The following is a 25848-nucleotide window of genomic DNA, read 5'->3' as shown; positions in this document are numbered from 1 at the left end:
TCTATTTTATTTCTAATTAGGCTAAAATGCGTAACATTCTACGTAATGGTTCAGCCGCACCCCATAATAATTGGTCACCAACCGTAAAAGCAGAAAGGTAATCTTTGCCCATATTCAATTTACGTAAGCGCCCAACAGGTGTTGTTAAAGTGCCTGTTACTGCTGCTGGGGTAAGTTCACGCATCGAAACATCACGATCATTCGGCACGACTTTTACCCAATCATTGTGTGCAGCAAGAAGCTTTTCAATTTCTGGCACACTAATATCTTTTTTCAATTTAATCGTAAACGATTGACTATGACAACGCAAAGCTCCAATACGAACACAAAGTCCATCAACAGGAATAATCTGACTTGTTCCCAAAATTTTATTGGTTTCGGCTTGCCCTTTCCACTCTTCTTTACTTTGTCCATTATCTAGCGCTTTATCGATCCAAGGAATTAAACTTCCTGCTAATGGCACACCGAAATTATCAGTAGGTAAACTACCATCACGCATTTTTTGTGTCACTTTACGCTCAATATCCAAAATAGAGGAATGCGGATCTTGTAACTCTTTTGCTACTTCGGCATTTAGCATACCCATTTGAGTTAATAGCTCACGCATATGGCGAGCACCACCACCAGATGCCGCTTGATAAGTCGAAACAGAAACCCAATCTATAAGATTTTCAGCAAATAACCCACCTAATGACATTAACATCAAACTAACCGTACAATTACCGCCTACAAAAGTTTTAATACCTCTATTTAAAGCAGCATGAATATTAGCTTTGTTTACAGGATCAAGAACAATAATTGCATCATCTTCCATGCGTAACGTTGAAGCTGCATCAATCCAATAACCCTGCCAACCTGTTGCACGTAATTTTGCGTAAATCTTTGAGGTATAATCACCACCTTGGCAAGTCACAACAATATCTAATGCCCTTAATGCATCAATATTATCTGCACTTTGTAATGTACCTGTTTTACCACCGAAGATAGGAGCTGCTTGACCTGCTTGAGAAGTAGAAAAGAATACAGGATTGATATAATCAAAATCATGCTCTTCAACCATACGTTGCATAAGAACAGAACCCACCATTCCACGCCATCCTACAAAACCAACATTTTTCATAATTTATTCCCAATAAATAGAGGTTATATAAAGAGATATTTTTATCTATTAAAACAAAATATCACCATAAAACAAGTAAGATAAGAATAATTTTTGTAGGTAGGAATATAATAACATGCCGTTATATATTAAAAAGACAAAACAACCACAATAACGAACGGAAAAACAAATTATCATAACACAATGATTAATAATCAGTATTTTATTTTTTGAAATAATTGGATTATTAGTCAACTTATTTATAATAAGTTATATGTTCTCAACACTTTCTTCTTAGTTGGATCACTTCGTTGTGCATATTGGAACAAACAGATGAAAAAATATTCTATTTTGAAACAAAAAATCTCAACTAAATGAACGAGCTTTTTATTTAAAAATGGTCGGCGAGAGAGGATTCGAACCTCCGACCCACTGGTCCCAAACCAGTTGCGCTACCAAGCTGCGCTACTCGCCGTTAGCTTTTCTATTTAATAAAATGGGGTGGCTAATGGGATTCGAACCCACGACAACTGGAATCACAATCCAGGGCTCTACCAACTGAGCTATAGCCACCATAGAATCAGGACGAAATATTACGCATAAAAAATAACATTGTCCAGTAATTTTTTTAAAAATATGCTGATTGCTTATATTAAAATCGCTAAAAGCCTAATATTTTATCATAAAGCAAATATTCATGCTTTGACTACAATGGTACCAAGATTATTGATTGATGTTTCCACGCTATCAAAAAACAATTCCTTCCTTCTTTATCTATCACTCTAATTTGGCTTAATGCCATTAATACTGCTTTAAATCCAGAAGACACTGAAGTTGATACTTTCATTACGCAACTGCTTGAAGCACCATCACAAATAATACCAGATAAATCACGAATCATACTACAAATAGCCATATCAATAGGCTCATAATACCCAACCACCGATTGCGCCAATGGCAGCAGCAACAGGTAATCCAACCATACCAGTACCTGGCACAGTTACCACCTTACCATTTTTTATTAAATTAGGCGAAACATAAGCATCAATTTTTTCAATGTTTGTTGCTACTATGTTGCATCGCAATAGCTGCAACCAAAGCTAAAGATATGGGCTCTGTACAACCAACTGCAGGTAAAACATCATGTTTTACCAATTGAATTAATTGTTGCCAGATTACTTGTTGTTCTATTTTTTATCTCCATATTAACTTTAGTAATGTTAAATGATGGAACATTTAGTGTTAAGTAAACTGACTATTTTAGTCTATCTTAATTAAGATTTGAATAATACCTACTTATAACCATTAGAAAGTAGCATAATGGTTATGGTGGTTATTGTGAAAAAATATATTAATACATATAGTTATGTCTTAAACCTTTTTACATTATTTAATAGTGAATTAAATAATCAGGAATAGTTTAAAATATGTAATATTTTAGTAAAAGAACCTGACTTTTTTTTTATTATTGCAATAATGTAAAAACCTATAATTAGATAACAATGGCGATTGCGATTATGATAAATATTTTATTAATAGATGATGATATTGAATTATCACAAATGCTTAGCGAATATTTGACTAATGAAGGTTTTAATATCAAAAGTGTTTATTTAGGTAAAGATGGTATTGATGAAGCGCTATCAGGTAAATATCGTGCAGCAATCTTAGACGTGATGTTACCAGATATTAATGGTATTGATGTCCTGAAAAGCATCCGTCAACAATGTAATATGCCTGTTATTATGTTAACTGCTAAGGGTGATAATATTGATCGCGTTTTGGGTTTGGAATTAGGTGCTGATGATTACATTCCAAAACCATGTTATCCGCGTGAATTATTAGCAAGATTACGTGCAGTTTTACGACGTTTTGATGAGCGTTCGGTCGAAATGGTTGATGATAAAAAATACCATTTTAATGGTTTAATGTTAGATCTACCTCAACGGCTTTGTACGTGGAATGGACAAGTGATTGATTTGACATCAACCGAGTTTAATTTATTAGTTCTATTAGTGAAGCATAGCGAACGAGTGGTAACTAAAGAAGAATTATCTGAAATTGGACTTGGTCGAGCAAGAGAACTTTATGATCGTAGTGTTGATGTCCATATCAGCAATATTCGCCAAAAATTACATCAAGTTGCACAAAATGATGTGACAATAGAGACGATTAGAGCCGTCGGTTACCGTATTCGTTAACAAACAAATAGGCTTGACATGAATCATCGATTATTCTGGAAAATACTTATCACGTTTGGGGTAATCTTTTATCTTACCTTCCAATTGACTTGGATTGCATTTTCTATTTATGTAGAAAATAAAAATCAAAGATTTCTCAATCATATGCCGACGAAAGTCGATATGATTGCCCAGTTATTACATGTAGCTGGTGAAGATGAAACACTTAATTTTATAGCACATTTACCTGAGCGAGAAAGAACGTTACTGTCAATAAAATTAGTTTCTCCACTGAATGATCAAGTTAATATTTTAACCGATGAATTAGAAACACCTACATATGCTTATCAACGCATGACCGTCGCTCCTGACGGAACTCTTTATTCTGTTTCATTTAAAGAGGATAAAGAGGATCATGTTAAAAAGGCATTGTTCAACATGCCCTTGCCCATTGTATTAATGGGCATATGTGTTGGACTTGTTTTTAGCCTTTTTCTAGCATGGAATTTAACTAGACCGATGAGGTTATTAAGGCAAGGTTTTTTCAAGGTATCTCAGGGAGATCTTTCTGTTAGATTATTCAATAAACTAAAACCTAGGCGTGACGAACTTAGTGAATTAGGTAAAGATTTTGATATGATGGTTGAGCAACTTAATATATTACTTTCTGATCGTCAGTCTCTCCTTCATGATGTTTCCCATGAGCTTAGAACTCCACTTGCTCGATTGCAACTAGCAATTGGACTTGCTCAACAAAATAAACAAAATATTGATACATCTTTAGCTAGAATAGAGTTAGAGTCAGAACGTTTAGATCAGTTAATTGGCGAAATTCTAAATTATTCTCGTGCTGAAATGAATAATCGCACTGATGAATATTTTGATTTAAAAGACTTAATAAGTGTAGTAATCAATGATGCTAATTATGAAGCTAATCACCAGTTAATTGAAGTACATTTTACTTTATCATCTATTACTCATCCAATTGTTAAAGGTAATTCAGAACAAATACGTCGTGCTATTGAAAACATTATTCGCAATGCTATTCGTTTTTCAAAAGCTAAGCAAGCCGTAGAAGTTTCATTAAAAGAAACTGGTAAGTATTTACAAATTGAAGTTAAAGATCGAGGTCCTGGAGTTGAAGAAAACAAGTTATCAAGTATTTTTGAACCCTTTGTCCGTATTCAATCTCCACAATTAGGTAAAGGTTATGGCCTAGGACTGGCTATTGCTAGAAAGACCGTCATTATGCATAACGGTACTATCCAAGCATCTAACCGTGATGGTGGGGGCCTTATTGTAACAATATGTTTGCCTTATTGGAGAAAACATTAATAATAAAAATATATTAATAACAATCAGCATTCACAGTTAATACATACTCTTTAACTAGACTTTCTAGCTTGATTTTATCGTGTCCTATGAAACTTAAAGCTTTCATGATAACTTCTGGATCTCTTTCCAATACAGTTTTGTATTGGTCAATATATTGACTAGCAATAGGTCTATATGACCAGTGCCATTCTTCAGGTTGATATCCTCCTTTGCGTCCTTCATTAAAAGCTTGGCAAAATCCATATTTAGGCAGATTTTTTTGAAGCCATTTATATAGAATAATACCTTTTTTATCATCCTTAAAATATGTTGATGAAACGCTGGTAATATCAATATCTGTCCCCCAATGATGCCTTGATGTGCCAGGCATAGACGAAAATTTTAGAATTTCTTCAGCAATTTTTTCTGGGTCATTTATTTTAGCTGATAAAGCATCCCATTTCCGTTGCCAAATACCGTTTTGGTAAGTATAATTTCGCGTTGCACTTACTATGATAAAAGGAATATCTGGATGAACTTTTTTAAAGTCATTGTAGGCTTTTATAAGTTGTTCGGTTGGTTCTTTTTGTAGATACATTCCTTTTTTATTAACAGGTAGTATAGTTGAGTCTAACGCAATAAAATCATTATCTTTTTTTTCGTCAAACTGTCCAATCAGTTTATTTAATGTGATCTGTTGTGCCATGGTAAAAGTAGGAAATAGAAGTAAAGATAATTTTAAAGTCAAACCACCTATTTTTTCTAACATTGTTGATTTCTTCATCTTTCAAGCATTGCCAATATTCTATATAGCCAGATTAAGTTAAAAACAGTATAATCCTTTTCCTAAAAAAAGAAATAGCCATAATGTGTAAAAACGAGGCCTTATGTTAACAACATCTACATCTAATACGTCTCAAAATTGTTTAGACGCTGCCAATACAATGAATCTTAATACAACTAATTCCATAAACGAAAGAATAAATTTACTAAACTTCACACGCCAACAATTAAGAGAGTTTTTTATATCACTTGGTGAAAAACCGTTTCGAGCTGATCAAGTAATGAAATGGATCTATCATTTTGGTGTAGATAATTTTGATCAAATGACCGATATCAATAAAAAACTACGTGAACAACTAAAGACTTTAGCAGAAATTAAAGCTCCGAAGATTGCCATAGAACAGCGTTCTTCTGATGGCACAATAAAATGGGCACTTGATGTTGGTAATAACCAACTGATTGAGTCTGTTTATATTCCTGAACGTGATCGTGCAACATTATGTGTTTCATCTCAAGTTGGTTGCGCATTAGAGTGTAAATTTTGTTCTACAGCCCAACAAGGATTTAATCGTAATTTAACCGTTTCTGAAATTATTGGCCAAGTATGGCGTGCATCAAATGCAATTGGTGTCACCGGAAAATTAGCAGATAGGCCCATTACTAATGTAGTTATGATGGGTATGGGTGAACCGCTACTTAATTTATCTAATGTTGCACCAGCTATGGAAATTATGTTAGATGATTTTGGCTATGGTTTATCCAAAAGGCGTGTAACACTATCGACATCAGGAGTTGTTCCCGCTTTAGATAAGCTAGCCGGTATGATTGATGTGGCGCTAGCGATATCACTTCATGCACCTAATGATACTATTCGTAGTGAAATTATGCCAATTAACCTAAAATACAATATGTCTATGCTGCGTGATTCAATTCTGCGTTATCTTTCATCTTCAAACGCAAATCACGGAAAAGTAACTATTGAATATGTATTACTTAATCAAATTAACGATGGCGTTGAACATGCTCATGAGCTTGCTCAATTCCTAAAAAATGTACCTAGCAAAATTAATTTAATTCCTTGGAATCCGTTCCCTGGTGCGCCTTATTCAAGATGTTCAAATACACGAATTGATCGCTTCATGAAAACATTAATGGGATATGGATTTACCGTAATAGTTCGTAAAACACGGGGGGATGATATCGATGCTGCATGTGGCCAGTTAGCTGGAGAAGTTGTTGACCGCACTAAAAGGACTCTTTATAAAAAGCAGAACCTTGTTAAGCAAACAGCATAAGGATAAATCTTTATAAAAAGGAGAGGTAGATGAAGAAATTGTTAGTTATAACTAGCTATTTTTTGATGATAGTACTAGCGGGTTGCCAAATGAAAGACAACAATGAATTTGATCCAGAAAAAGCAGCTTTGGCTAGAATGCGACTTGGATTAGGATATCTTGCTAAAGCAAATGAGTCAGAAGAAAATATCAAAATAGCGCATTATAATCTAAAATTAGCTGCACAATACTCTCCAAATAATCCCCAAGTTATGTTAGCCATGGCAATGTTTGATCAACATGTTGGTGAATACAACGAAGCCGAGATGATTTACAAACGTATTACTCTAATGCAACCAGGTAATGGATTATATCATGTCCATTATGGTTCTTTTTTATGTGGTCGAGATCGTTATCAAGAAGCAAAAAAACAATTTGAACAGAGTATTGAGTTCGATCGTCATCGTTGGAAAGCTGATGCTTATGAACAATATGGTTATTGTGCAATCCAAAATAATGATAAAAAAATAGCTGACTTAATGTTTAAGCAACTTTTTCAATATGATGCTAATCGTCGAGACAACGTTATAAAAACAGCTGAACTTTATAAAAATAAAGGTGATAAAAAAATAGCAAATTATCTATTTTCAGTAACAAATAAATAAATCATCACCCATTATTATAATAGTAATAAATTTTTAATAATTATAAGCAAGAGTATATGTCATGAATTTTTGGGCTATTTTATTATTAGCACTAGCAATGTCAACCGACGCCTTTGCTGTCGCCGTTTGTCGTGGGATTTCACTTAAATCAACACCAATTTTAGGCGCATTCAAAATTGGTATTCTATTTGGTGTTGTTGAGGCTATTACCCCATTGCTTGGCTGGTTAGTTGGTTATATTGCATTGCAATATATTGAACAATGGGATCATTGGGTTGTATTTGCTGTCATGCTATTTTTAGGCATTAATATGATATATAACAGCCAGAAACAATCAGATGGAAATTGCCAAGAAGATGAATTAACATCATCAAAAAAATCTTTTCTAATGCTAATTTTCACAGCAATTTCAACCAGTATAGATGCATTTGCCGTTGGTGTTGGCTTAGCATTAGCAAGTGTTAATATCTTTTTTGCTGCATCAATGATTGGACTCGCTACCTGTACAATGGTTACTATTGGGTTATTATTAGGTAATAAAATTGGTTGTTTAATTGGTAAACGGGCTGAGCTTTTGGGCGGGTTAGTACTTATTTCTATTGGAGTAATAACTCTTTATCAACATCTTTCAGTTTAATATTTCAAATAAAAATACTTTTTATACTGTTAGGTTTCGAACGTTTTATTGATTGATATATTTTATCCAAATTTAAATAACGTCCGAAACCAATCACTTTCCTTAATAAAGGTTACAGAAAACTAACTCTATCTTATCTTCCTTTAATTTTTGTAAAATTCCATATCAAAACTATGTGTCTGCTGGTTATAAATTGCTTTAAACACTCCTTGATCATGAGGATTCTGCAAAATATGATTAACAATAAATGGCCTAACATTGGTTTTTATATAACCCGGCAATCCTCGGGCACCACGAATGATATCATAATGATCGTGACAGAATGTACTGATACAAGAATCTTTTATTTCGATAGTGTAGCCACGATGACTATATGATTGATTTAATTTGTCAATTTCTCGACGAATAATCCGTTCAATAACTTCCATTGGTAGACGTTTAAAATGAAGAATATTTTCTCGTCCATTAAAACGATTAAGCAGTTCTGAACGATAAGTATTATTCAGTTCATTTGTCGCTAATTCACATGCAGCCTCATCAGAAAGATTAGGATCCAAATAGTAAGATTGTCCAATATTTGAGGTCATAATAATCATGATATCAGAAAAATCGACAGTTCGACCTACATTATCGGTTAATCGTCCGTCCGATAAGATCTGTAAAAAGATATTAAAGACATCAGGATGTGCTTTTTCAATCTCATCAAATAAATAGATTCCAACCGGTTTTGTTCTAACTGAGTTTGTTAAAATTCCACCTGCTTCAAATCCTTCATATCCCGGAGGTGCACCAATTAATTTAGCAACAGCATGTTTTTCCATGTATTCTGACATATCAAAACGAACCAACGATTTTTCGTCACCATAAACATATTCCGCTAAAGCTTTGGCCATTTCAGTTTTACCTACACCAGATGGACCTAAAAATAGGTAAGACATTGCAGGGCCTGATTCTTCAAGCGTGTCAACTTTAGCCACCTTTACCGAATTGGCGACATGTTTAACAATGTTATCTTGACCAAAAATTCGCGATAATAAATTTGCCTCCAAATTAATCAAGTTTTCAACTTCATTCTCATCTAATTTGTTTGCTGATATACCTGAAACTTTGCTAAATTCAGCAATCACTTCTTGGCGATTTAATCGCAAATCTTTATTGGCTAGCATCACCAATTTTTGATGTTGTTCATTATTTTGTGCAATTTCAGCATCAATTTGTCGAATTTTTTCCTTTAATTTAGCGACTGCTGGAGAGTCAAATCCTCCAGCCGTTAATTGCGCGAATGTCTTTATAGCAACTGATTCTGAATTTTTATTATTGTCCTCTTCTTCTTGTAACTGAGTGATTTCATCTTGCAGTTTGAAGCGTAACGTTTCAGCATCACGTTGATATTGATATGTTTTACTAATTTCAGACTTTAAATTCTGCCAATCTTGCTGCCATTGTTCAAGCTGCTGCCGCAAATCATATTGTTCTGTTTCACTGGTACTTTTTTCGATCTTACCCAGTAACTCAGCAATTTTTGGATGCTGTTTATGTGTAAGTTGACGATAACTAGCAAGCGCACGATCAAGTAATGAAATAGCACGTTGAGGCTGTGCCCCACCTAAACCTAAACTATCACGATATTTACAGGTTAAATGTATCGCTTCATCAATAGCATCTTGATCCACTTCAATTTTGTGGTATCCAGATAACTCCTTTGCAACAGTAGTAACAATGGAATTTAAATTATCCCCAGTAGGTTCTTTGACATCGTAAAGTGTGTAAAGTTCAGGCATATTCGTGCTAGCCTTTAGCACACTACTAAGTTTATCATCACGAACTTCGAGGATAACTTGAAAATTATTTGATTTATCGGCGTTATTTAGAGCATTAATAAAATGAGCATTACCTGTATTATGTGCTGCTTCTAAAAAATTAGCCGTATCAGTAATAATCAGCACTGACTCAGGAGTTTGCATTAGCTTTTTTAAAATACTTTGAAACTCATTATTTATCTTAGTACTATCACCGCTAGAAAAAAGAGCATCACAATTTAACCAAAATAATTTTTTTACAATCAAATCAAATGGTGTATCTGGGTTATTTTTAGCCGCCTGTAAACCAAGACTAAGCATTGAAACACCTACACCTGCAGGCCCTGTCAACAAAAGAGAATTTGATGATTTTCGTATGAGAATAGACGATATTCTCTCTAAATCATGTTCCCTTCCTACTAAAGTAAAATTAGGGTATTGCGCTAAATATTCACGCCCTCTAACTAAATACATTGTGCATTCCTTTGTTATAGTTTAAAGGGTGAAGTAGTATGTGAGCTATCTTTTTTGGTTTCAGATTTTTCTGATAAAACATCACCTGTCACCGCAATAAATTCTCGTGTATCACTTTGAACATCTTTGGACATTTTTTCAATTTCTTCCAAATTTGCTCGCATTGTTTCTAGTGCCGCACGGGTGATTTCAGTCGCTTCTTTTTGGGTATCACCAAATTCCGCTAAATTTTGTAGCATGGCTTCTAAATCATTATTAATTTCATCACGACCAGTTGCAATTCGAATAGCTTCATTTTTAGCAATGTCATTTGTTACTCGAGTCATTTCGGCTAAAGTATTACCGGCCATTGATTGTGCTTCATTAATTGCAGCTGAGTTAACTGCTGTTACAACAACACTGAGTTGTGAAGCAACCGATGCGATGCCTCTTGAATGCATTGCTCTTGCACTTTCAACTTGTTTTTTGGTTGCTGCTTGCATATTACGAATTTTAATAGCTTCAGTTGTTAATTCACCATAGGTTTGCATAGTATCAACAGTTGCTGTGGATACAGTATCAATGTGTTCATCCAAATTACGGCGTGTTTCATCAAGCTTCATTGACTCTAACAAATTATCACCAACATCTTTACTCTCAAGCTCTTGTCTACGTTCACGATGGACTTTCTCTACTTTTTTGGTCGCTTCGTTCATAATGGCATAAATTTGTATCATATTGCCATTATTGTCACTAAGTCCTTCAATCTGTTTAACCATTTTTTCAAGATGATTACGAATTGCACCAAAACGCTCTTTACCTTGATTCACAAATTTTAATGCCGATTCAACCATATCAGCTTGACGTAATGTATGCTGTTCTGAAGTTAAATTTAGCAACTCTTTTAATTTTTCAACATCGATTGATTCAGAGCGTTGCTCGTGACGCTTTGTTATTTCTATCTGAATATCATCTAATTCTTTATTTTTGTTTTTTATTTGTTGATTTAATTTAGCTATTTTTTCTTCATTAGTCACAATTTTAGCTTTTGATGCGGCTTTAATTTTCCCTAGGCCAAAAAACTTTTTATCCTGTTGTAATAACTCTATTTCTTTTTTTAATTCAGATATTTGTTTTTCAATATTAATAATTTCACTTTGCACATTTGCTTTTTGCGTTACTTTTTCTTCGTCCCATTCTTGATCGGCTTTAATTTGAGCTAATGCATTTCGGGTTTCACCATTTTGGCGTAAGTTATATAAAGCATCGGTGAGTTCGGTAAGTGGTTTTATTTTTTCGATAAAATCATTAAGATCATTATTAAAATCAGCATACACTCGTTGTAATTCAGCAAATACTTCGGTATCAGTCATCTCAATACGTTGTTTAGACATCTCTTCAGAAATTGATTGAAGATATTCTTTAAATGTATCAAATTCTTGAATTTTTGCCCGATCAATTTCCTTATTGTCAGAAAATTCTAAAATATTAGTAACTTCTTCTACTTTTTGTTCCAGTGAAAGACTATCTGAAAAAATAACTTTAAAAAAAGTATTTTCTTGAATATTAGCAAGTGGAGTTTCTACTTTTGCTTTTTTTTCACGTTGTCTAACCGAATAGTCTTTTTCTTCTGTATTGGCTAATTTTTTTCTTGGAGCTACACCCATTATTTCTTTCCTTAATTGCTTATTTCTATATTCACTTATTATTTAATTACTTTAAATTCTATTTTAAATAAAAAAATAAAGTTTGGAACAATAATTTGATCTTATAGAAAAGATAAATTTCATCTTTTCATAATGTTATTATCTATTTAACATCTGATTTTGACAAGTAAAACAGTCATACAAAATCAGAAAATTAAAAAATAAATGATAATCATCAAGTATAGAGCAAGCTTTTTGCTGGTATAACAGATTATTATCTATACTTTATTTAATCAATTAAAAATTTAAATTATTATTGGTATTTTTATTTTGCAGTTATTTTATAAAGAGAATATATAACTAAAGAAAAAATTCATAAAAAAACCACTCGCATAAACGAGTGGTTTGTATTGATAAGCTTATTTCGTACTGACGAAAAGAATTACATCATTCCGCCCATACCACCCATGCCACCCATACCACCAGCGGCACCTAAGTCAGCCTTATCATCTTTAGGTAAATCAGTTACCATACATTCAGTTGTAATCATAAGGCCGGCAACTGAAGCAGCATATTGTAATGCACTACGTGTCACTTTAGTTGGATCTAAAATACCCATTGCAATCATATCACCATATTCTTCAGTTGCGGCATTGTAACCATAGTTACCTTTACCACCTTTAACGGCATTAACAACAACAGATGCTTCTTCACCACAGTTAGTCACGATTTGACGTAATGGAGCTTCCATCGCACGAAGTGCAACTTTGATACCAACGTTTTGATCTTCGTTTGCCCCCTTAAGTTCTGAAATAGTAGTTGCGGCACGGACAAGAGCAACACCACCACCGGCTACAACACCTTCTTCAACAGCTGCACGAGTTGCATGTAATGCGTCTTCAACACGAGCTTTTTTCTCTTTCATTTCAACTTCAGTTGCCGCACCAACTTTAATTACAGCAACACCGCCAGCAAGTTTCGCAACGCGTTCTTGAAGTTTTTCTTTATCATAGTCAGAAGTTGATTCTTCGATTTGTTTACGAATTTGTTCAACGCGAGCATTAATTAATGACTCCTCACCAACACCATCAATGATAGTTGTGTTGTCTTTATTGATTACAACACGTTTTGCTTGACCTAAATCTTCAAGAGTTGTTTTTTCAAGTTCTAAACCAATTTCTTCTGAAATTACAGTACCCGCAGTTAAGATTGCAATATCTTGTAACATTGCTTTACGACGATCACCAAAGCCAGGAGCTTTAACAGCTGCAACTTTAACAATGCCACGCATAGTATTCACAACTAATGTTGCAAGTGCTTCGCCTTCAACATCTTCTGCGATAATCAATAAAGATTTACCTGCTTTAGCTACAGCTTCAAGCACTGGTAATAATTCGCGGATGTTAGAGATTTTTTTATCGGCTAATAAAATATATGGGCTATCTAATTCAACAGTTGCAGTTTCAGGTTTATTGATAAAGTATGGTGATAGGTAACCACGATCAAACTGCATACCCTCAACAACATCAAGCTCATCTTGTAAACCAGTGCCATCTTCAACTGTAATAACACCTTCTTTACCTACTTTTTCCATTGCTTGAGCAATTAAAGTACCAACAGTTTCATCAGAGTTAGCTGAAATTGTACCTACTTGAGCAATGGCTTTAGAATCAGCGCATGGTGCAGATAATTTTTTAAGCTCTTCAACAGCTGCAACAACTGCTTTATCAATACCACGTTTTAAATCCATTGGATTCATACCAGCAGCAACAGCTTTTAAACCTTCATTAACAATCGCTTGAGCAAGAACAGTTGCAGTAGTTGTACCATCACCTGCTGCATCATTTGCTTTAGATGCGACCTCTTTAACCATTTGCGCACCCATATTTTCGAATTTATCTTCTAATTCGATTTCACGAGCAACAGAAACACCATCTTTAGTAATGGTTGGTGCGCCAAAAGATTTATCTAATACTACATTACGTCCTTTTGGACCTAATGTTACTTTAACTGCATCGGCTAATACATTAACGCCTTTAAGCATTTTGGCGCGAGCGTCATTACCAAATTTCACATCTTTAGCTGCCATCTTCGTATTTCTCCTAAATTCTGTATATAAATTAAATTAGTTGTCAGTTATGCTTGTACAATCGCTAAGATATCGCTTTCAGATAAGATAAGCACTTCTTCATTATCGATTTTTTCTGTTTTAACGCCGTATCCTTCATTGAAAATTACGATATCTCCCACTTTAACATCTAGCGGTTGTACTTGACCATTTTCTAAAATGCGACCATTACCAACAGCTAAAACTTCTCCGCGAGTTGATTTACCTGCTGCCGAACCAGTTAAAACAATACCACCAGCTGATTTTGATTCTACTTCTTTACGTTTAATGATCACACGATCATGCAATGGACGAATTTTCATTAGTTATCTCCTAGCACTAATTTTTAATTAAGATAATTATTAACAGAAATCATAGAATTATGATTTTTTAATATAGTGCATAATATATGGGGATTATTTTAAATTCTTCAAGAGAACAAATTTAAAAAAAGTCTAACTGATTATTTATTCATCATCTTTCTGTTTGAATTCACCCTCAATAATATCACTCTCTTGATAATGCATTTGTGATGAAGAAAATTTTGATCTTATTGGCATTTTTCGAACAATAAATTCCACGATATGATCTTGTGCATGGGGTATTAATAAGATTGCACCTAAAATATCAGTTAAAAAACCTGGAATAAGCAAGAAAAAACCGGCAAAAAGCAAAGCTACACTTCTAATTAATTCATTTTTATAGCTTTGATTGTTAGCTATTTTTTGTTGCATAATACTAAGGTTTTTCAAACCCTGAGTTTTAACTAACGAGAAACCAAGAATAGATGTTGCAATAATACAAATTAAAGCAAGAAAAATACCAATTGAATTGGCAACAGCTATGAAAAAGGTAAGTTCAAAATAAACATAAATAAAAAAGATAATAAAGCCAACAAATCGCATATATAATTCCTATAAGGATAAAAACATATTATTAAAAATTATCTTTTAATATGAAGATGATTAGCTATTTTTCAACCAAACAATATATATTTTAAAAAAAATATTACAAAAGGGATTGACTGATAATCACGAATCGTGTTTAATGTGCATCCATTGTTGCCCGGATAGCTCAGTCGGTAGAGCAGGGGATTGAAAATCCCCGTGTCCGTGGTTCGATTCCGCGTCCGGGCACCAATCACCAAATTCTAAGACCTGCTTCTAGCAGGTTTTTTTATGCCTAAAGCCTTTTCAAATAAGCCTTTCACCTTGTTTCACTACTCAACCGAATTCAACTGAAATTACCTCAAATCAAGCGGAAAATCGGATACAAACCCGGATACATTTGGTTCGATAATGGCGTGTATCCATAAAATGGCTTTAAAGCCTTTGTTTGTAATGCTTAAGAGAAATTGCTTTTATCTAATTTATGCTGAACTGATTTATAATGCTCACTAATTAATACTTCCAATAAACGTTGTTGACTATATTGGTAATGGTCTAATAATTGGTCTAATTGTTCTTTTATTTTTATATCAAGTTGAACGTTGATTGATTTAACACCTTCCTTCTCTCTAAATTTTTTTTGACTTAAGGCTTTTTTATAATCAATACAAAATACTTTGTGTGTATCTTCGTTACATGCATAGAAATAATCATGGATAATAAAAATAGCATGATATTTTTCCGCAATACTTGTTGGCACTATGTAATTTATATATAGATCATATTGCCAAGGCGATTTATTTTTCAGTTTTGTTAAAATATAGTTCCATGTCCAATTAATTTGTTGTTCATCATCAATTGAAAACTTAAAAGGAACTTTGATTTTTTCAATAATTGACCATGCTGATTTTATATTATTAATCGCTATAAAACGTATGTCATCATTGTTTAATGATGCAATATATTCTTTAACGATTTTCGCTCGCATGTCAGAACTAGATGGGATAAGTTTTAATGGTGTATTGATTAAATCTGTGGCGAGTGGAGGCATTGCCGGAGGGCAAGGGTTTATTCTTATAATATCATCATCTATTTTTACTTGATTTAGCATAATAGATAGCCATGAATAATAGCATAATCTATCATTTTCTAACCAACTAAAGTCATCAATATCTTGCTTACATGAAGCAATCATTTCATTAATAAAATTGTTTAATCCTTTTTCATCATAACGCAAAGATAAAATATATTGATTTAAAAAATCGCAGTATTCTGATGGTGTTCTAATTTTATATTCAGGACGTATGATTGGTCTCCCTAACTTTCGCATGTAATTATCAATATAGTGGTTATATTTTTTACATATATTTAAATTTGATTCTGATATGTATTTTATATTTTGGGGTGGGACAGAATAGTTCATAAATTACTCTTAAATTTTATTTTGATTAATAATTAAACTATCACTAAGTAATATTTATGTAAATAAATAATCTAAAACAAAAAGAGAATCTGTGTTATTAACATAAAATTTTTATGGAAATATAATAATATTATTATCAATAAATGTAGGGGAAAATATAGTTATAATGGTGATCATTAACGCTCATCTCGTGCTTTTAGAGTAATTTTTATTATATGTTTAATCTTAATTGAGCTTTTAAAGTGAAATTTGTTACCTTACTGTTGTTTGAGATAGTGAATTAAGGTTAATTAATATTATTCTATAAAAGAAAATTATTAGATAAATAACACCAATAACCCTCTATCTGAGTAAAACATCAGTTACTAAAACAGTAAAAAAATAATCTTGCTCCTTATCAAATAACTCTAATTTGATAAGGGCAACTACATGCAAAATAAAAACTTTACTATTAATAAACAGCTCAATCAGAAACTAATTACACACCTAAATAAGCTACAAGATAGATACTCAAAAATTTTACCGATTCGAATCGACATTCATTATGCTAAGGATGATGAGTTCAATACTGATATTGAAACAACCAAAAAAGAAATAATGTACTTTCTCTATCAAGCTATGCAACTTGAACTTGATATTGTAGGGTATGCTGTTGTTATGGAATTTAATCAGAATGAACATATCCATTTTCATTCTGTTTTTTATGTAAATGGTCAAAAAAGGCAAAAATACTATCCTATTTACGTTGCTCTGGAACGTGCATGGTATGAACTGACTAAAGGTTATTTATATGATTGTCAGCGGAATAATTATCATATTAATGGGCTAAGGGTGATAAATCATCACGATGATGAAGCATTTCGTTCTGTTTGTTATATGCTTAGTTATTTAGCTAAAACAGAACAGAAATCATTTTTTAAAGAGTGTTATAGTGATTGTCTATTTTTAAGTAAAGTCCCGCCTCCAAGTCATCGAGGAAAACCTAGAACACTTGGTCTGAATAAATTTTTAATTTCTTCCCGTATTTAATAATCCCAAAAAACTATTTCCTTCATTTTGGAAAATCACTATGAATCTTTAAAAGTATGTTTATACAAAGAAGTCAACAAAACAGACTAATTGCTATAGATCCAATTCATATAAAGGAATAAAAAATGGACAACTACTATGACCTAATACTAAATAAGCTAAGAGCTCATCATAGATCGTTACTTACAAATTATGGGAAGTTATATCCAGTCAGAATGGATTTTGCCTATCATGACGATGCCTATCAAAGGCAATATGGAATAGATGCGTATATGGATATATTGAACTTGTCTGATTTAACATTACTTTCCAATCATATTCTTAGCATTGTTTGGGTAATGGCTTTTAATAAACAATACGGCTTTTATTTTCCAACCATGTTGTACTTTAGCTCAGAACAATATGCAAATTATAACGTTATTATGAATTCCGTTACCAATCTTTGGAAGAATGAAACTGATGGATATGGTATTAATGTTGAAAAAAAACTAACTAAGAATGCTTTATCTGAGTTAGCACAACTTTCGTGGAAGAAACATGATCCTCTTCATGCTTTGTATATTAACAGCATACATACTCTCAACCAAATTAATTGATCGTTTATAACGATCAATTAGATCTTAACTGATCGTTATAAACGATATGACAGTGCACAATATATTTCTAATAATAATGATGTATTTTAATTCAATAATAATTTAAGGAGATAAAATGGTTAGATCTGATTGTGGCGAATGTAATAAAATTTTTATTAAATATATATTATTTATATTAATTAGTATATCGAGCGCATTTAGTGGTATTTGTGAAGCAAGTATGCCTCCAGCCTGTGATAGTAAAGAAACGGAAAAAGTCTTACTGTCGTTGGCACGTAAATATATTGATCCATTTTGGATAGGAAAGAACCGCCGATTTACAGGTACTCAAACAATTAGCGCAAACAAAGAAGCAGAAGAATACCAATGCCGTACTCGTTTTTTGTACACGATGGTAGGGGACTCTAAAAATCATGTCATAACTTACACTATTTATTGGAATGATCCAGTAAAAAAACGATTTTCAGTAGAATTAAATAGTATTAGCAATAATCATTAAGCTTATTCGTGAGGCAAACTCATTTATCCTGTTTGCTTCATATTTCTCCAATATATTAACTACACTCTTATTATAAATAATTTTAAATAGATATCATTAGTTGAACATACCAATATGTCCGTTCAATTAACATTTTTATAAGGAGTGTACCATGTTAAATCATCAAATATTACGAAACACCTTAATTTATTTATTAGAGCCTTCTTACAATCATTTTCATTCTTTATTTAAGTCGACAAATAAGGAAGCATGATATGTCAGATAAATTACCTTTACTACTTGATAAACTCTATCAGCTTTGTTTGACAGGTGGTTATGGTTTTTCCTCTGCTTATACATTAGCCGAGCAACATAAAGCCAATTTCCCTTTACATTCAGATAATCTTGATAAACTAATCAAACATGAAACAGACAAAGCAACAGCTACAGGTTTTATCACAGGGTTAGGCGGGATTGCAAGTTTACCTATAACTTTGCCAACAAACGCCTTAAGTGTCTTGTTTATTCAATTGAGGCTCGTTACAACCATTGCTATCTTGCAAGGTCATGATGTGTATGATGAAAGAATTAAAATCTTAATTTTCTTATCATTATGTGTGATGACAAGCAAGTTAAAATTACAGCAGTTTTGTTTAGCTACATTGATGAAACAGCCAAATGAAGTAATTCGTAAAATAAGTCTATCGGTCATTAAACAGCTTATTAGTATTATAAGTGCAAAGCATAGCTTAAAGTTAATTAAAGTGATCCCGATTTTTGGAGGTGTGATGGGAGCTGTTGTTGATCGCATTATTACTTATCGCATTGGCCAATTTGCTAAAAAACAATTTAATCAAATCTATTAGCTGAATAATACTAATAATTCAATTATCTAAAAATTCACCTATTTATAAATTTATCTCATTAATTTCAGTTTTTACATGAAAGACATTATGCTTTGCTCAGTCTTAACAGGAGAAAAAATGAAAAATTCCTATTCAACAAAGCGCATTGTGACAATAGCGTTAAAATTGCTCGAAAAGCAGATGAAAATAGAAAATAACCAATTCACAAAACCTAATCAAGTCATTGACTACCTTAGACTAAAATTAGAACAAAAAGAAAGAGAGCATTTTGTTGCTATGTACCTAAATAATCAACATCAGTTAATTAAAGTAGAAACACTTTTTATGGGTACAATTAACTCTGTGGAAATCCATCCCAGAGAAATAATTAAGCAAGCGCTTAAACATAACGCAGCAGCCATTATTTTTGCCCATAATCATCCATCAGGTGAGGCACAACCTAGTAGTGCAGATCGCAATATCAATCAAAAATTAACAGAAATACTAGATATCGTTAATATCCGCGTATTAGATCATATTGTGATTGGTCAACAATCGTATTTTTCTTTTGCAGAGCGAAGTTGGCTCTAATTTTCAAATGTATTAAAAGTAAATATATTGATCGTTTTTAACGATCAATAAGATCTTATTGATCTGTTTAAACGATATGACTTTACTGTAACGATCAGTGAGAATTAAAAAACAAAATTGAAATATCCTTGAATAAAAATTAATAATGGAGAGTATTTTTATTATGAAAAATACCTTGCTGGAGTTTTTAACTAAAAATAATTTTTATGGTAGTGAAAAAATTTATTTAGCACCAACAATACCGAATACAAAGTTATCAAATGCACTATCTTGTTATGGTCAAGGATTAAGGCCTGAAGAAATTTATATATTAATTGATAATACTGTATTTGGTGGGGCTAAAGATGGTGTATTAATTACAAATAATGAAATGATTTTTAAAGAACCTTTTGAATCTCCTATTAGAATAAATTTTTCTGATATAAAAAAAATTCACTCAGAAAAATCTAATATATTTATTAATGGTTCTAAGTTAATCGCTTTATCAATGCCTAATGCACCCGATATTTACCGTTTATGTTTACTATTACAATTATTTATTGAACAACAAAATGAAAAACAAGAAGAATCACTAGACACCTCACAAACAACAATTTTTTCCGATAAAAACTGCCAATTTATAAATAACAAAAGCCATACAAACTCTACCGTTGAATCTAATGAGATTGAGCAAGCCACTAACGATTCATTAAATCAAATAGATAAAGGTGTAGCATTCAAGTATATTCCATCCGATGAAATTTATAATTTATTATGTAAGATAAAATTAGTCAGCTCAATTTCTACAATCTTTTTTTTAGACAAAAGAGAAAGCCCTCATACTTACATTTGTAATGAATTTATAAATATTGTTGTTTCATTTGTAAAACAATTCAGAAATAAAATTATAGAAAAAAAACAAGTTAGAGAATTAAAAAATGATATTGCTACCGTTGAAATGCAAGCTTTTGCTTGTTTTTTAATTATATTTAATATTCGATATCGAGGCGTTGATGAAAGGCTATGTCAACAAATAGCCAATGAAAGCATAAGATCATTGCCAAGTATAAATAATAATCGATACTCACAACACCTTTTATCTATTATCCAAACATATGACGATATCAATGGAGAAGAAGAAATTATTTTAAAATTTATTATCCGTTTAACTCTTACTAATTTGCTAGAAAAATCACTTTCTGATTTATCAAGCATTAGAGAACATTATACAGATACTGAAATCGAAAAGAGCATTATTACTTTGTCTTCAAATCTTGATCCAGAATTTAGCAGTCTATTTAATCAATTGACTAATCAAATTTCAAATTTTGTTAGTCAAATATTTAACACATTTAATTATCATTAATTTTTAAAATAAGGAATGAAAAATGTTTAAAAAAATTATTTTCGCTTATCTTGTTATTGCTTTCTTAGTTGCCACTTATAACTACTTTACCCTTCCTTCAAATGGTAATACTCCTTATATGCTTGGAGTTGCATCAGCAAAAGGAATTTCGTGGTTATTCAGATTGTTCTAAAGGTATAACATGAAAAAAATAATTCTAATAATCATTTTATCCTGTTTGCTATTGCAAGGATGCTCTGATCCAAAATCAGATGCTATCAAAAATATGAAAGATGGTTGTATTCTTGCAACCGATTATTCAAATCGTTCAATTAAATATTGTGAATGTATTGCTGAGCATTCAGTTTCTCAATTAAACGAAAAAGAAATTGAAATATTTAATAAAGCAACAAATAAATTTACACAACAAGATCTTATACACGTTCAAGAAATTTTTTCAAAAATAACAGAAAAAAATTTAGAATCAAAATGCCAATACTAATTTTCAAAAGTATTACTTAGCTGATTAAAATCTACATAAGATGAAAGGAATAACAAAATGTTTAAAATAACCTCTAATTTACTCATAGCTATATCTCTATTATTTGCGGGAGGCTCATTTGCAAATAACAATCCTTACCAAGATAGCCAAATACATACAAATGAATCTCAATTAAGTCAAATGGAACCAATACCACAATATAATTATGTTCCAGTCTATCCTGAACGTTTAAAAACTTTTAATGAATTACTTAAAAAGGAAATACAACATAAAAAAATTACTTTAGACCAAGTTCAATGTATTGATGTTAAGGAAGGAGGATTATGTGAACCTCAAAAAGTAGTTGTTAGATTGGAGTTCGATCTTAGCTATGTTCTTATTGATGGTAAAACTGAAAAAGATGTTCGACTATGGGATATGGATAATACTGATAGACGAGATGCATTTATTGATATTATTGAAGACGATCTTGATAGCTGGTTAAACACTCATGGGCTTCCAATTCGTTCAAGTCGTGATCATGTATTTGCCTTAACTTTAGAAGCTAGGAAATGGTTTAAAGATGCTCCATTTTACGTTGTTGGTCTACAACCAACAAAAGTTGAATATATCACTTATAAATATACTGAACCAGGGTTATCTAGAGTAGATGATGCAAACCAATACAATAAAAGTCCTTTTTAACCTTAATACTTTAAATAAAGTATATCTATTAATTTAATAAAAAGCAGTAGGAAACAAAACTATGAAGCATTTAATTGTATTATTTTTATCTATTGTATTTTCAATTAGTATAGCAAATGCACAAAACAACGATGATATTAAACAAGAAAGATTAAATCGACATTTAGCGGTTATCAAAAATGGAGTTGATACTATACTTGTTCCTGTTAAGTTTAATGGGATACGTGACTATTATAATAATGCTGATATTGTTACAGTTATATTTGAATTACGTTATGGCTTTTTAAATAAAGAACAAAAAGATAAGTTTTGGGAAGAAAAATCAAAAGATGGCTCACTTAAAGCTTGGGAGTCTGAAGTCATCGATGGTTTAACAAATAATATTACAGGAAGATTTGACGTGGAAGGCGATACTGATATATCAGTTGACTACAGTAAAACACGTGAAATGGTTTACAACTATACTAAAGACGCTAAAAAATACTTTAAGAGTAATAACATACCCGCCTATGTAATTAGTTTTCAACCTATTTTAGTATCTTACGAAAAATTCACTATTACCGATCCTAACTTATATCCAGATGAAAAACTCATAAGTGACTATTAATCAATAATCTTAACTAATTTTTAAATAAGGACTAAGTGACCATGAAAAAACTTATTATAACTACAATTCTATTATTTATTGATAGATAATGTGTTCCTATTTTGGAGATCAATTAAAACCATTAATAGATATTCTTATTGTTAAATAGTAAAAAAATATTGTTGTTACCTATCTATTGAATGTAATTAACCCACATCACTCAATAGAGGTACAACAATGTCAACATTCTTATCCCCTTTGGATGCACAAACACATCCAGATTACCTAATTGATATGAAATATATCACCACACTCACAGGCATGACAGATAAATGGTTTTATGCCTTGATAAAACAAAATAAATTTCCACCTCCTATTAAACTAGGAAGATCCTCGCGTTGGCGTCTGAAAGAGGTTGAAGCATGGATAAAGACCAAAGCTAATTAACAGTTAAATGTCCTATTAACCAAAGCCGCATAGTCAAATATGCGGCTTTTTTTATGTCTAAATTACTATAATTGAGGAATTAGTTATGTCCTTAACAGATTTAAAAATCAAATCCGCCAAACCACACGATAAACAATATAAACTTTCTGATGGTGATGGTTTATTTTTGCTTGTTCACTCCAACGGTTCTAAATATTGGCGTTTTCGCTATTATTTTAATGCTAAAGAAAAATTAATGTCTATAGGCCAATATCCTAATGTTTTATTAAGCGAAGCTAGAAGGCTACGAGATGAAGCCAAATCATTACTAGCTAGAAATATTGATCCGCAGGTAGAAAAGAAAGCAAAACAGTTTGAAAATGAAATACAAGTTACTTTTGAACAAGTTGTGTACCAATAATAAAACTTGGTCTGAGCCACATAGAGCAAAAGTACTACGAACATTAGAATTGTATTTATTCCCAAAAATTGGCGCTTATTCTATTTCAGCATTAACTACTCGTCAGTTAATTGTTCCAATTAAAGCTGTTGAAGAGCAGGGGCGTTTTGAAGTCGCTAGCCGATTACAACAACGTACTTCAGCAATAATGCGCTATGCAGTACAAAATGGTTATATTTCTTATAACCCTGCTCAAGATTTAAAAGGGGTAGTGAGTAAAGTAAAAGTGAATCATCGCCCTGCACTTGAACTCGAACAAATACCTGAACTTTTAGAACGCATTGATAATTTTAAAGGACGAGAGTTAACCAAATTAGCAATTAAACTTTCTCTACTTATATTTATTCGTTCTAGTGAACTACGATTTGCTCGTTGGTCAGAAATTGATTTCGATAAAAAGATTTGGACTATTCCTGTTGAAAGGGAGGAAATTGATGGTGTACCTCATTCTCACCGAGGTTCAAAAATGAAAACGCCTCATTTAGTTCCGCTCAGCGATCAAGCAATTGATGTTTTAAAACAAATACATGAAATTAGTGGAATGTATGAACTGGTATTTATTGGTGATCATTCTGCAAGAAAACCAATGAGCGAAAACACAATCAACAAAGCACTTCGAACAATGGGTTATGATACCAAGACAGAACTTTGTGGACATGGTTTTAGAACTATGGCTTGTAGTGCATTAGTTGAATCGAATCTCTGGTCACGAGATGCAGTTGAACGCCAGATGAGTCATCAAGAACGTAATGGCGTTAGAGCCGCTTATATCCATAAAGCACAACACATTATCGAACGAACTAAAATGGTTCAATGGTGGGCTGATTACTTAGATTCAATCCGCACTGAGTTTATTATGCCTTATGAGTTCAAAACAAATTAAAAAATACCTTACTATTTAATTCATTTCTCAATATCAATTAATATCAAAAATTTAAGGAATTGTTTATGCAAAAATTACCTAGTGTATCATCATGCCTAAAATCCACTACGGTGGGTTCTGGTATGATCTCAGTATTTATCACCAATTTAGAAAAATATAACGAAGGAAAATCGATCGGCGAATGGCTAGAGCTACCAACAACACCAGAAAAAGTAAAACAATGCTTTAAACAAATTGGCATTGATAGTGTTAATTACAAAGAGTTCTTTTTAAGTGGTTACAAATCGTCTGTATACGGCATAACAAATTATATCTCTGAAAAGAGCAATCTTGATGAACTAAATTATTTAGCCTGTAAACTTGACGAATTAAGTCATGATGAAATGGAAATCTATGAAGCAGCCATTGACATTGGCGTAAATATTAATTCAATTACAGACTTAATTAATCTAACGGATAACTTAGATTGCTTTCAATGTCTATATAACATCAGCAATGAATATGATTTAGGTTTCTACTGGATTGCTGAAAGTGGTTGTTATAGTTTAAAAGAACTTGGTAAATTAACTAATTACTTTGATTACGAACGATATGGCCATGATATTGCACTTGAACAAAGTGGCACATTTTATTCTAGTAATTACATCTATTATACAGGTGAAAGTTTTAGTTTTGATTATGATGGAAAAAATATTCCTGAAGAGTACAACGTTTTGAACTATACAAGATCTTTAGAATGAGCAGTTAGTAACTCTTTAAATTTCATTGAAATTTAAAGAGTTATTTTACATTATACATTAGTTAATATTATTTATTTTTTTGTAAAAATTAATAAATATTAGTATATTTTCTTTAGAATTAAAGTAATTTGGTAGCTGTGTGTTGAAATTATCATTTAAATAATTGATGCAATATTTTAGTAATTCAAGATATTCCTCAACTTTATCTAAATATGTTGAATTTTCTTTATTAATACGCTTTTGGTGTTTGGCGATTAATGCAAAAATTTTTTTAAAAGCTTTAATATGTTTGGAAAGTAATGAATAACACATTGATATTGCTATAATTTCGAAAGTGCAAAACATTTTTATCTCGTATATACCATTATTATCTCTATTTTCTTTATCTGGATTTTGAGGGTTCATGGACTCAACAAAACAATAAGGATAATTATCTC

The 25848-nt window shown here is 32.0% G+C and carries 27 protein-coding genes, 3 tRNA genes and 2 pseudogenes; 19 read left to right on the top strand and 13 right to left on the bottom strand.

Annotated elements, in window-relative coordinates; all coding sequences use genetic code 11:
- Positions 1 to 16: 16 nt before the first annotated feature.
- The 5 genes and pseudogenes from asd to ACGH80_RS04270 form a co-directional block, all read right to left on the bottom strand.
- Positions 17 to 1120, bottom strand: coding sequence for an aspartate-semialdehyde dehydrogenase (asd, locus tag ACGH80_RS04290; protein ID WP_085165501.1), 1104 nt, complete (start codon positions 1118 to 1120; stop codon positions 17 to 19).
- A 377-nt stretch (positions 1121 to 1497) separates the two neighbouring features.
- Positions 1498 to 1574 (bottom strand) — tRNA-Pro (locus tag ACGH80_RS04285).
- Positions 1575 to 1596: 22 nt separating this feature from the next.
- Positions 1597 to 1672 (bottom strand) — tRNA-His (locus ACGH80_RS04280).
- A gap of 133 nt (positions 1673 to 1805) precedes the next feature.
- A complete protein-coding gene (locus ACGH80_RS04275) occupies positions 1806 to 2000 on the bottom strand; it encodes an L-serine ammonia-lyase, iron-sulfur-dependent, subunit alpha (protein WP_255306826.1) in 195 nt (64 codons plus the stop codon).
- Between the two features lie 37 nt (positions 2001 to 2037).
- Positions 2038 to 2290 (bottom strand): annotated as a pseudogene (locus ACGH80_RS04270) (serine dehydratase subunit alpha family protein); the annotation flags it as partial.
- A gap of 329 nt (positions 2291 to 2619) precedes the next feature.
- Here ACGH80_RS04270 and ACGH80_RS04265 point away from each other — a divergent pair.
- Complete coding sequence (locus ACGH80_RS04265) at positions 2620 to 3300, top strand: response regulator transcription factor (RefSeq protein ID WP_034910896.1); 681 nt, start codon at positions 2620 to 2622, stop codon at positions 3298 to 3300.
- An 18-nt stretch (positions 3301 to 3318) separates the two neighbouring features.
- Positions 3319 to 4614, top strand: coding sequence for an ATP-binding protein (locus tag ACGH80_RS04260; protein ID WP_174799280.1), 1296 nt, complete (start codon positions 3319 to 3321; stop codon positions 4612 to 4614).
- Positions 4615 to 4627: 13 nt separating this feature from the next.
- On the opposite strand, the gene ACGH80_RS04255 is transcribed toward ACGH80_RS04260, so the two are convergent.
- A complete protein-coding gene (locus ACGH80_RS04255) occupies positions 4628 to 5362 on the bottom strand; it encodes a M15 family metallopeptidase (RefSeq protein ID WP_238786469.1) in 735 nt (244 codons plus the stop codon).
- Positions 5363 to 5537: 175 nt separating this feature from the next.
- On the opposite strand from ACGH80_RS04255, the gene ACGH80_RS04250 reads away from it, so the two are divergent.
- From ACGH80_RS04250 to ACGH80_RS04240, 3 genes are all read left to right on the top strand, one after another.
- On the top strand, positions 5538 to 6671 hold the full coding sequence (locus ACGH80_RS04250; protein ID WP_034910857.1) for a bifunctional tRNA (adenosine(37)-C2)-methyltransferase TrmG/ribosomal RNA large subunit methyltransferase RlmN: 1134 nt from the start codon (positions 5538 to 5540) through the stop codon (positions 6669 to 6671).
- A 29-nt stretch (positions 6672 to 6700) separates the two neighbouring features.
- Positions 6701 to 7315: a hypothetical protein gene (locus ACGH80_RS04245; RefSeq protein ID WP_065560204.1), complete on the top strand. Its 615-nt coding sequence runs from the start codon at positions 6701 to 6703 to the stop codon at positions 7313 to 7315.
- A gap of 61 nt (positions 7316 to 7376) precedes the next feature.
- Positions 7377 to 7952 carry a manganese efflux pump MntP family protein gene (locus tag ACGH80_RS04240; protein WP_065560205.1) on the top strand — a complete coding sequence of 192 codons (576 nt, stop codon included), beginning with the start codon at positions 7377 to 7379 and terminating at the stop codon, positions 7950 to 7952.
- Positions 7953 to 8095: 143 nt separating this feature from the next.
- Here the strand turns inward: ACGH80_RS04240 and ACGH80_RS04235 are convergent, their stop codons facing one another.
- From ACGH80_RS04235 to ACGH80_RS04215, 5 genes are all read right to left on the bottom strand, one after another.
- Complete coding sequence (locus ACGH80_RS04235; RefSeq protein WP_065560206.1) at positions 8096 to 10225, bottom strand: AAA family ATPase; 2130 nt, start codon at positions 10223 to 10225, stop codon at positions 8096 to 8098.
- 14 nt (positions 10226 to 10239) lie between these two features.
- A complete protein-coding gene (locus ACGH80_RS04230) occupies positions 10240 to 11871 on the bottom strand; it encodes a hypothetical protein (protein WP_065560207.1) in 1632 nt (543 codons plus the stop codon).
- A gap of 421 nt (positions 11872 to 12292) precedes the next feature.
- Positions 12293 to 13939, bottom strand: coding sequence for a chaperonin GroEL (groL, locus tag ACGH80_RS04225; RefSeq protein ID WP_174799282.1), 1647 nt, complete (start codon positions 13937 to 13939; stop codon positions 12293 to 12295).
- A 47-nt stretch (positions 13940 to 13986) separates the two neighbouring features.
- On the bottom strand, positions 13987 to 14280 hold the full coding sequence (locus ACGH80_RS04220; RefSeq protein WP_034915350.1) for a co-chaperone GroES: 294 nt from the start codon (positions 14278 to 14280) through the stop codon (positions 13987 to 13989).
- Positions 14281 to 14424: 144 nt separating this feature from the next.
- Positions 14425 to 14862, bottom strand: coding sequence for an FxsA family protein (locus ACGH80_RS04215; RefSeq protein ID WP_174799283.1), 438 nt, complete (start codon positions 14860 to 14862; stop codon positions 14425 to 14427).
- 158 nt (positions 14863 to 15020) lie between these two features.
- On the opposite strand from ACGH80_RS04215, the gene ACGH80_RS04210 reads away from it, so the two are divergent.
- Positions 15021 to 15096, top strand: a tRNA-Phe gene (locus ACGH80_RS04210).
- A 205-nt stretch (positions 15097 to 15301) separates the two neighbouring features.
- On the opposite strand, the gene ACGH80_RS04205 is transcribed toward ACGH80_RS04210, so the two are convergent.
- Positions 15302 to 16267, bottom strand: a complete 966-nt coding sequence (locus tag ACGH80_RS04205; protein ID WP_411630592.1) for a hypothetical protein — start codon at positions 16265 to 16267, stop codon at positions 15302 to 15304.
- Positions 16268 to 16696: 429 nt separating this feature from the next.
- Between ACGH80_RS04205 and ACGH80_RS04200 the strand changes: the two genes are divergently transcribed.
- From ACGH80_RS04200 to ACGH80_RS04140, 13 genes and pseudogenes are all read left to right on the top strand, one after another.
- Positions 16697 to 17296: an inovirus-type Gp2 protein gene (locus ACGH80_RS04200; RefSeq protein WP_065642474.1), complete on the top strand. Its 600-nt coding sequence runs from the start codon at positions 16697 to 16699 to the stop codon at positions 17294 to 17296.
- 272 nt (positions 17297 to 17568) lie between these two features.
- Complete coding sequence (locus tag ACGH80_RS04195) at positions 17569 to 17892, top strand: hypothetical protein (protein ID WP_411630591.1); 324 nt, start codon at positions 17569 to 17571, stop codon at positions 17890 to 17892.
- 115 nt (positions 17893 to 18007) lie between these two features.
- Complete coding sequence (locus ACGH80_RS04190; protein ID WP_065610218.1) at positions 18008 to 18391, top strand: hypothetical protein; 384 nt, start codon at positions 18008 to 18010, stop codon at positions 18389 to 18391.
- Between the two features lie 254 nt (positions 18392 to 18645).
- Entirely contained in the window at positions 18646 to 19236 is a 591-nt protein-coding gene (locus ACGH80_RS04185; protein ID WP_075524134.1) for an EcsC family protein, read from the top strand.
- Positions 19237 to 19353: 117 nt separating this feature from the next.
- A complete protein-coding gene (radC, locus tag ACGH80_RS04180; protein WP_143422111.1) occupies positions 19354 to 19806 on the top strand; it encodes a RadC family protein in 453 nt (150 codons plus the stop codon).
- A 163-nt stretch (positions 19807 to 19969) separates the two neighbouring features.
- Positions 19970 to 21151 carry a hypothetical protein gene (locus tag ACGH80_RS04175; RefSeq protein ID WP_085165839.1) on the top strand — a complete coding sequence of 394 codons (1182 nt, stop codon included), beginning with the start codon at positions 19970 to 19972 and terminating at the stop codon, positions 21149 to 21151.
- Between the two features lie 22 nt (positions 21152 to 21173).
- Positions 21174 to 21323 (top strand): hypothetical protein, encoded by a 150-nt coding sequence (locus tag ACGH80_RS04170; protein WP_160401672.1) that lies wholly within the window; start codon positions 21174 to 21176, stop codon positions 21321 to 21323.
- Between the two features lie 9 nt (positions 21324 to 21332).
- The gene (locus ACGH80_RS04165; protein ID WP_065610211.1) at positions 21333 to 21632 is read left to right on the top strand and encodes a hypothetical protein; all 300 of its coding nucleotides are present in this window, start codon (positions 21333 to 21335) and stop codon (positions 21630 to 21632) included.
- 57 nt (positions 21633 to 21689) lie between these two features.
- Entirely contained in the window at positions 21690 to 22316 is a 627-nt protein-coding gene (locus ACGH80_RS04160) for a hypothetical protein (protein ID WP_085165840.1), read from the top strand.
- 61 nt (positions 22317 to 22377) lie between these two features.
- Positions 22378 to 22923: a hypothetical protein gene (locus ACGH80_RS04155; protein WP_075524130.1), complete on the top strand. Its 546-nt coding sequence runs from the start codon at positions 22378 to 22380 to the stop codon at positions 22921 to 22923.
- A 216-nt stretch (positions 22924 to 23139) separates the two neighbouring features.
- Positions 23140 to 23349: a helix-turn-helix transcriptional regulator gene (locus ACGH80_RS04150; protein ID WP_160408637.1), complete on the top strand. Its 210-nt coding sequence runs from the start codon at positions 23140 to 23142 to the stop codon at positions 23347 to 23349.
- An 85-nt stretch (positions 23350 to 23434) separates the two neighbouring features.
- A pseudogene (locus ACGH80_RS04145) lies at positions 23435 to 24671 on the top strand (tyrosine-type recombinase/integrase).
- A gap of 65 nt (positions 24672 to 24736) precedes the next feature.
- Entirely contained in the window at positions 24737 to 25411 is a 675-nt protein-coding gene (locus ACGH80_RS04140) for an antirestriction protein ArdA (RefSeq protein WP_411630590.1), read from the top strand.
- 57 nt (positions 25412 to 25468) lie between these two features.
- Here ACGH80_RS04140 and ACGH80_RS04135 read toward each other — a convergent pair whose 3' ends face one another.
- The gene (locus ACGH80_RS04135) at positions 25469 to 25816 is read right to left on the bottom strand and encodes a hypothetical protein (RefSeq protein ID WP_411630589.1); all 348 of its coding nucleotides are present in this window, start codon (positions 25814 to 25816) and stop codon (positions 25469 to 25471) included.
- Positions 25817 to 25848 lie beyond the last annotated feature (32 nt).

Origin of the sequence: Gilliamella sp. BG1 (genome assembly GCF_046635625.1) — a bacterium.
Lineage (GTDB): Bacteria > Pseudomonadota > Gammaproteobacteria > Enterobacterales > Orbaceae > Gilliamella > Gilliamella bombi.
The sequence above is the reverse complement of the archived record's forward strand: the minus strand, read 5'-3'. Positions and strand labels throughout refer to the sequence as shown.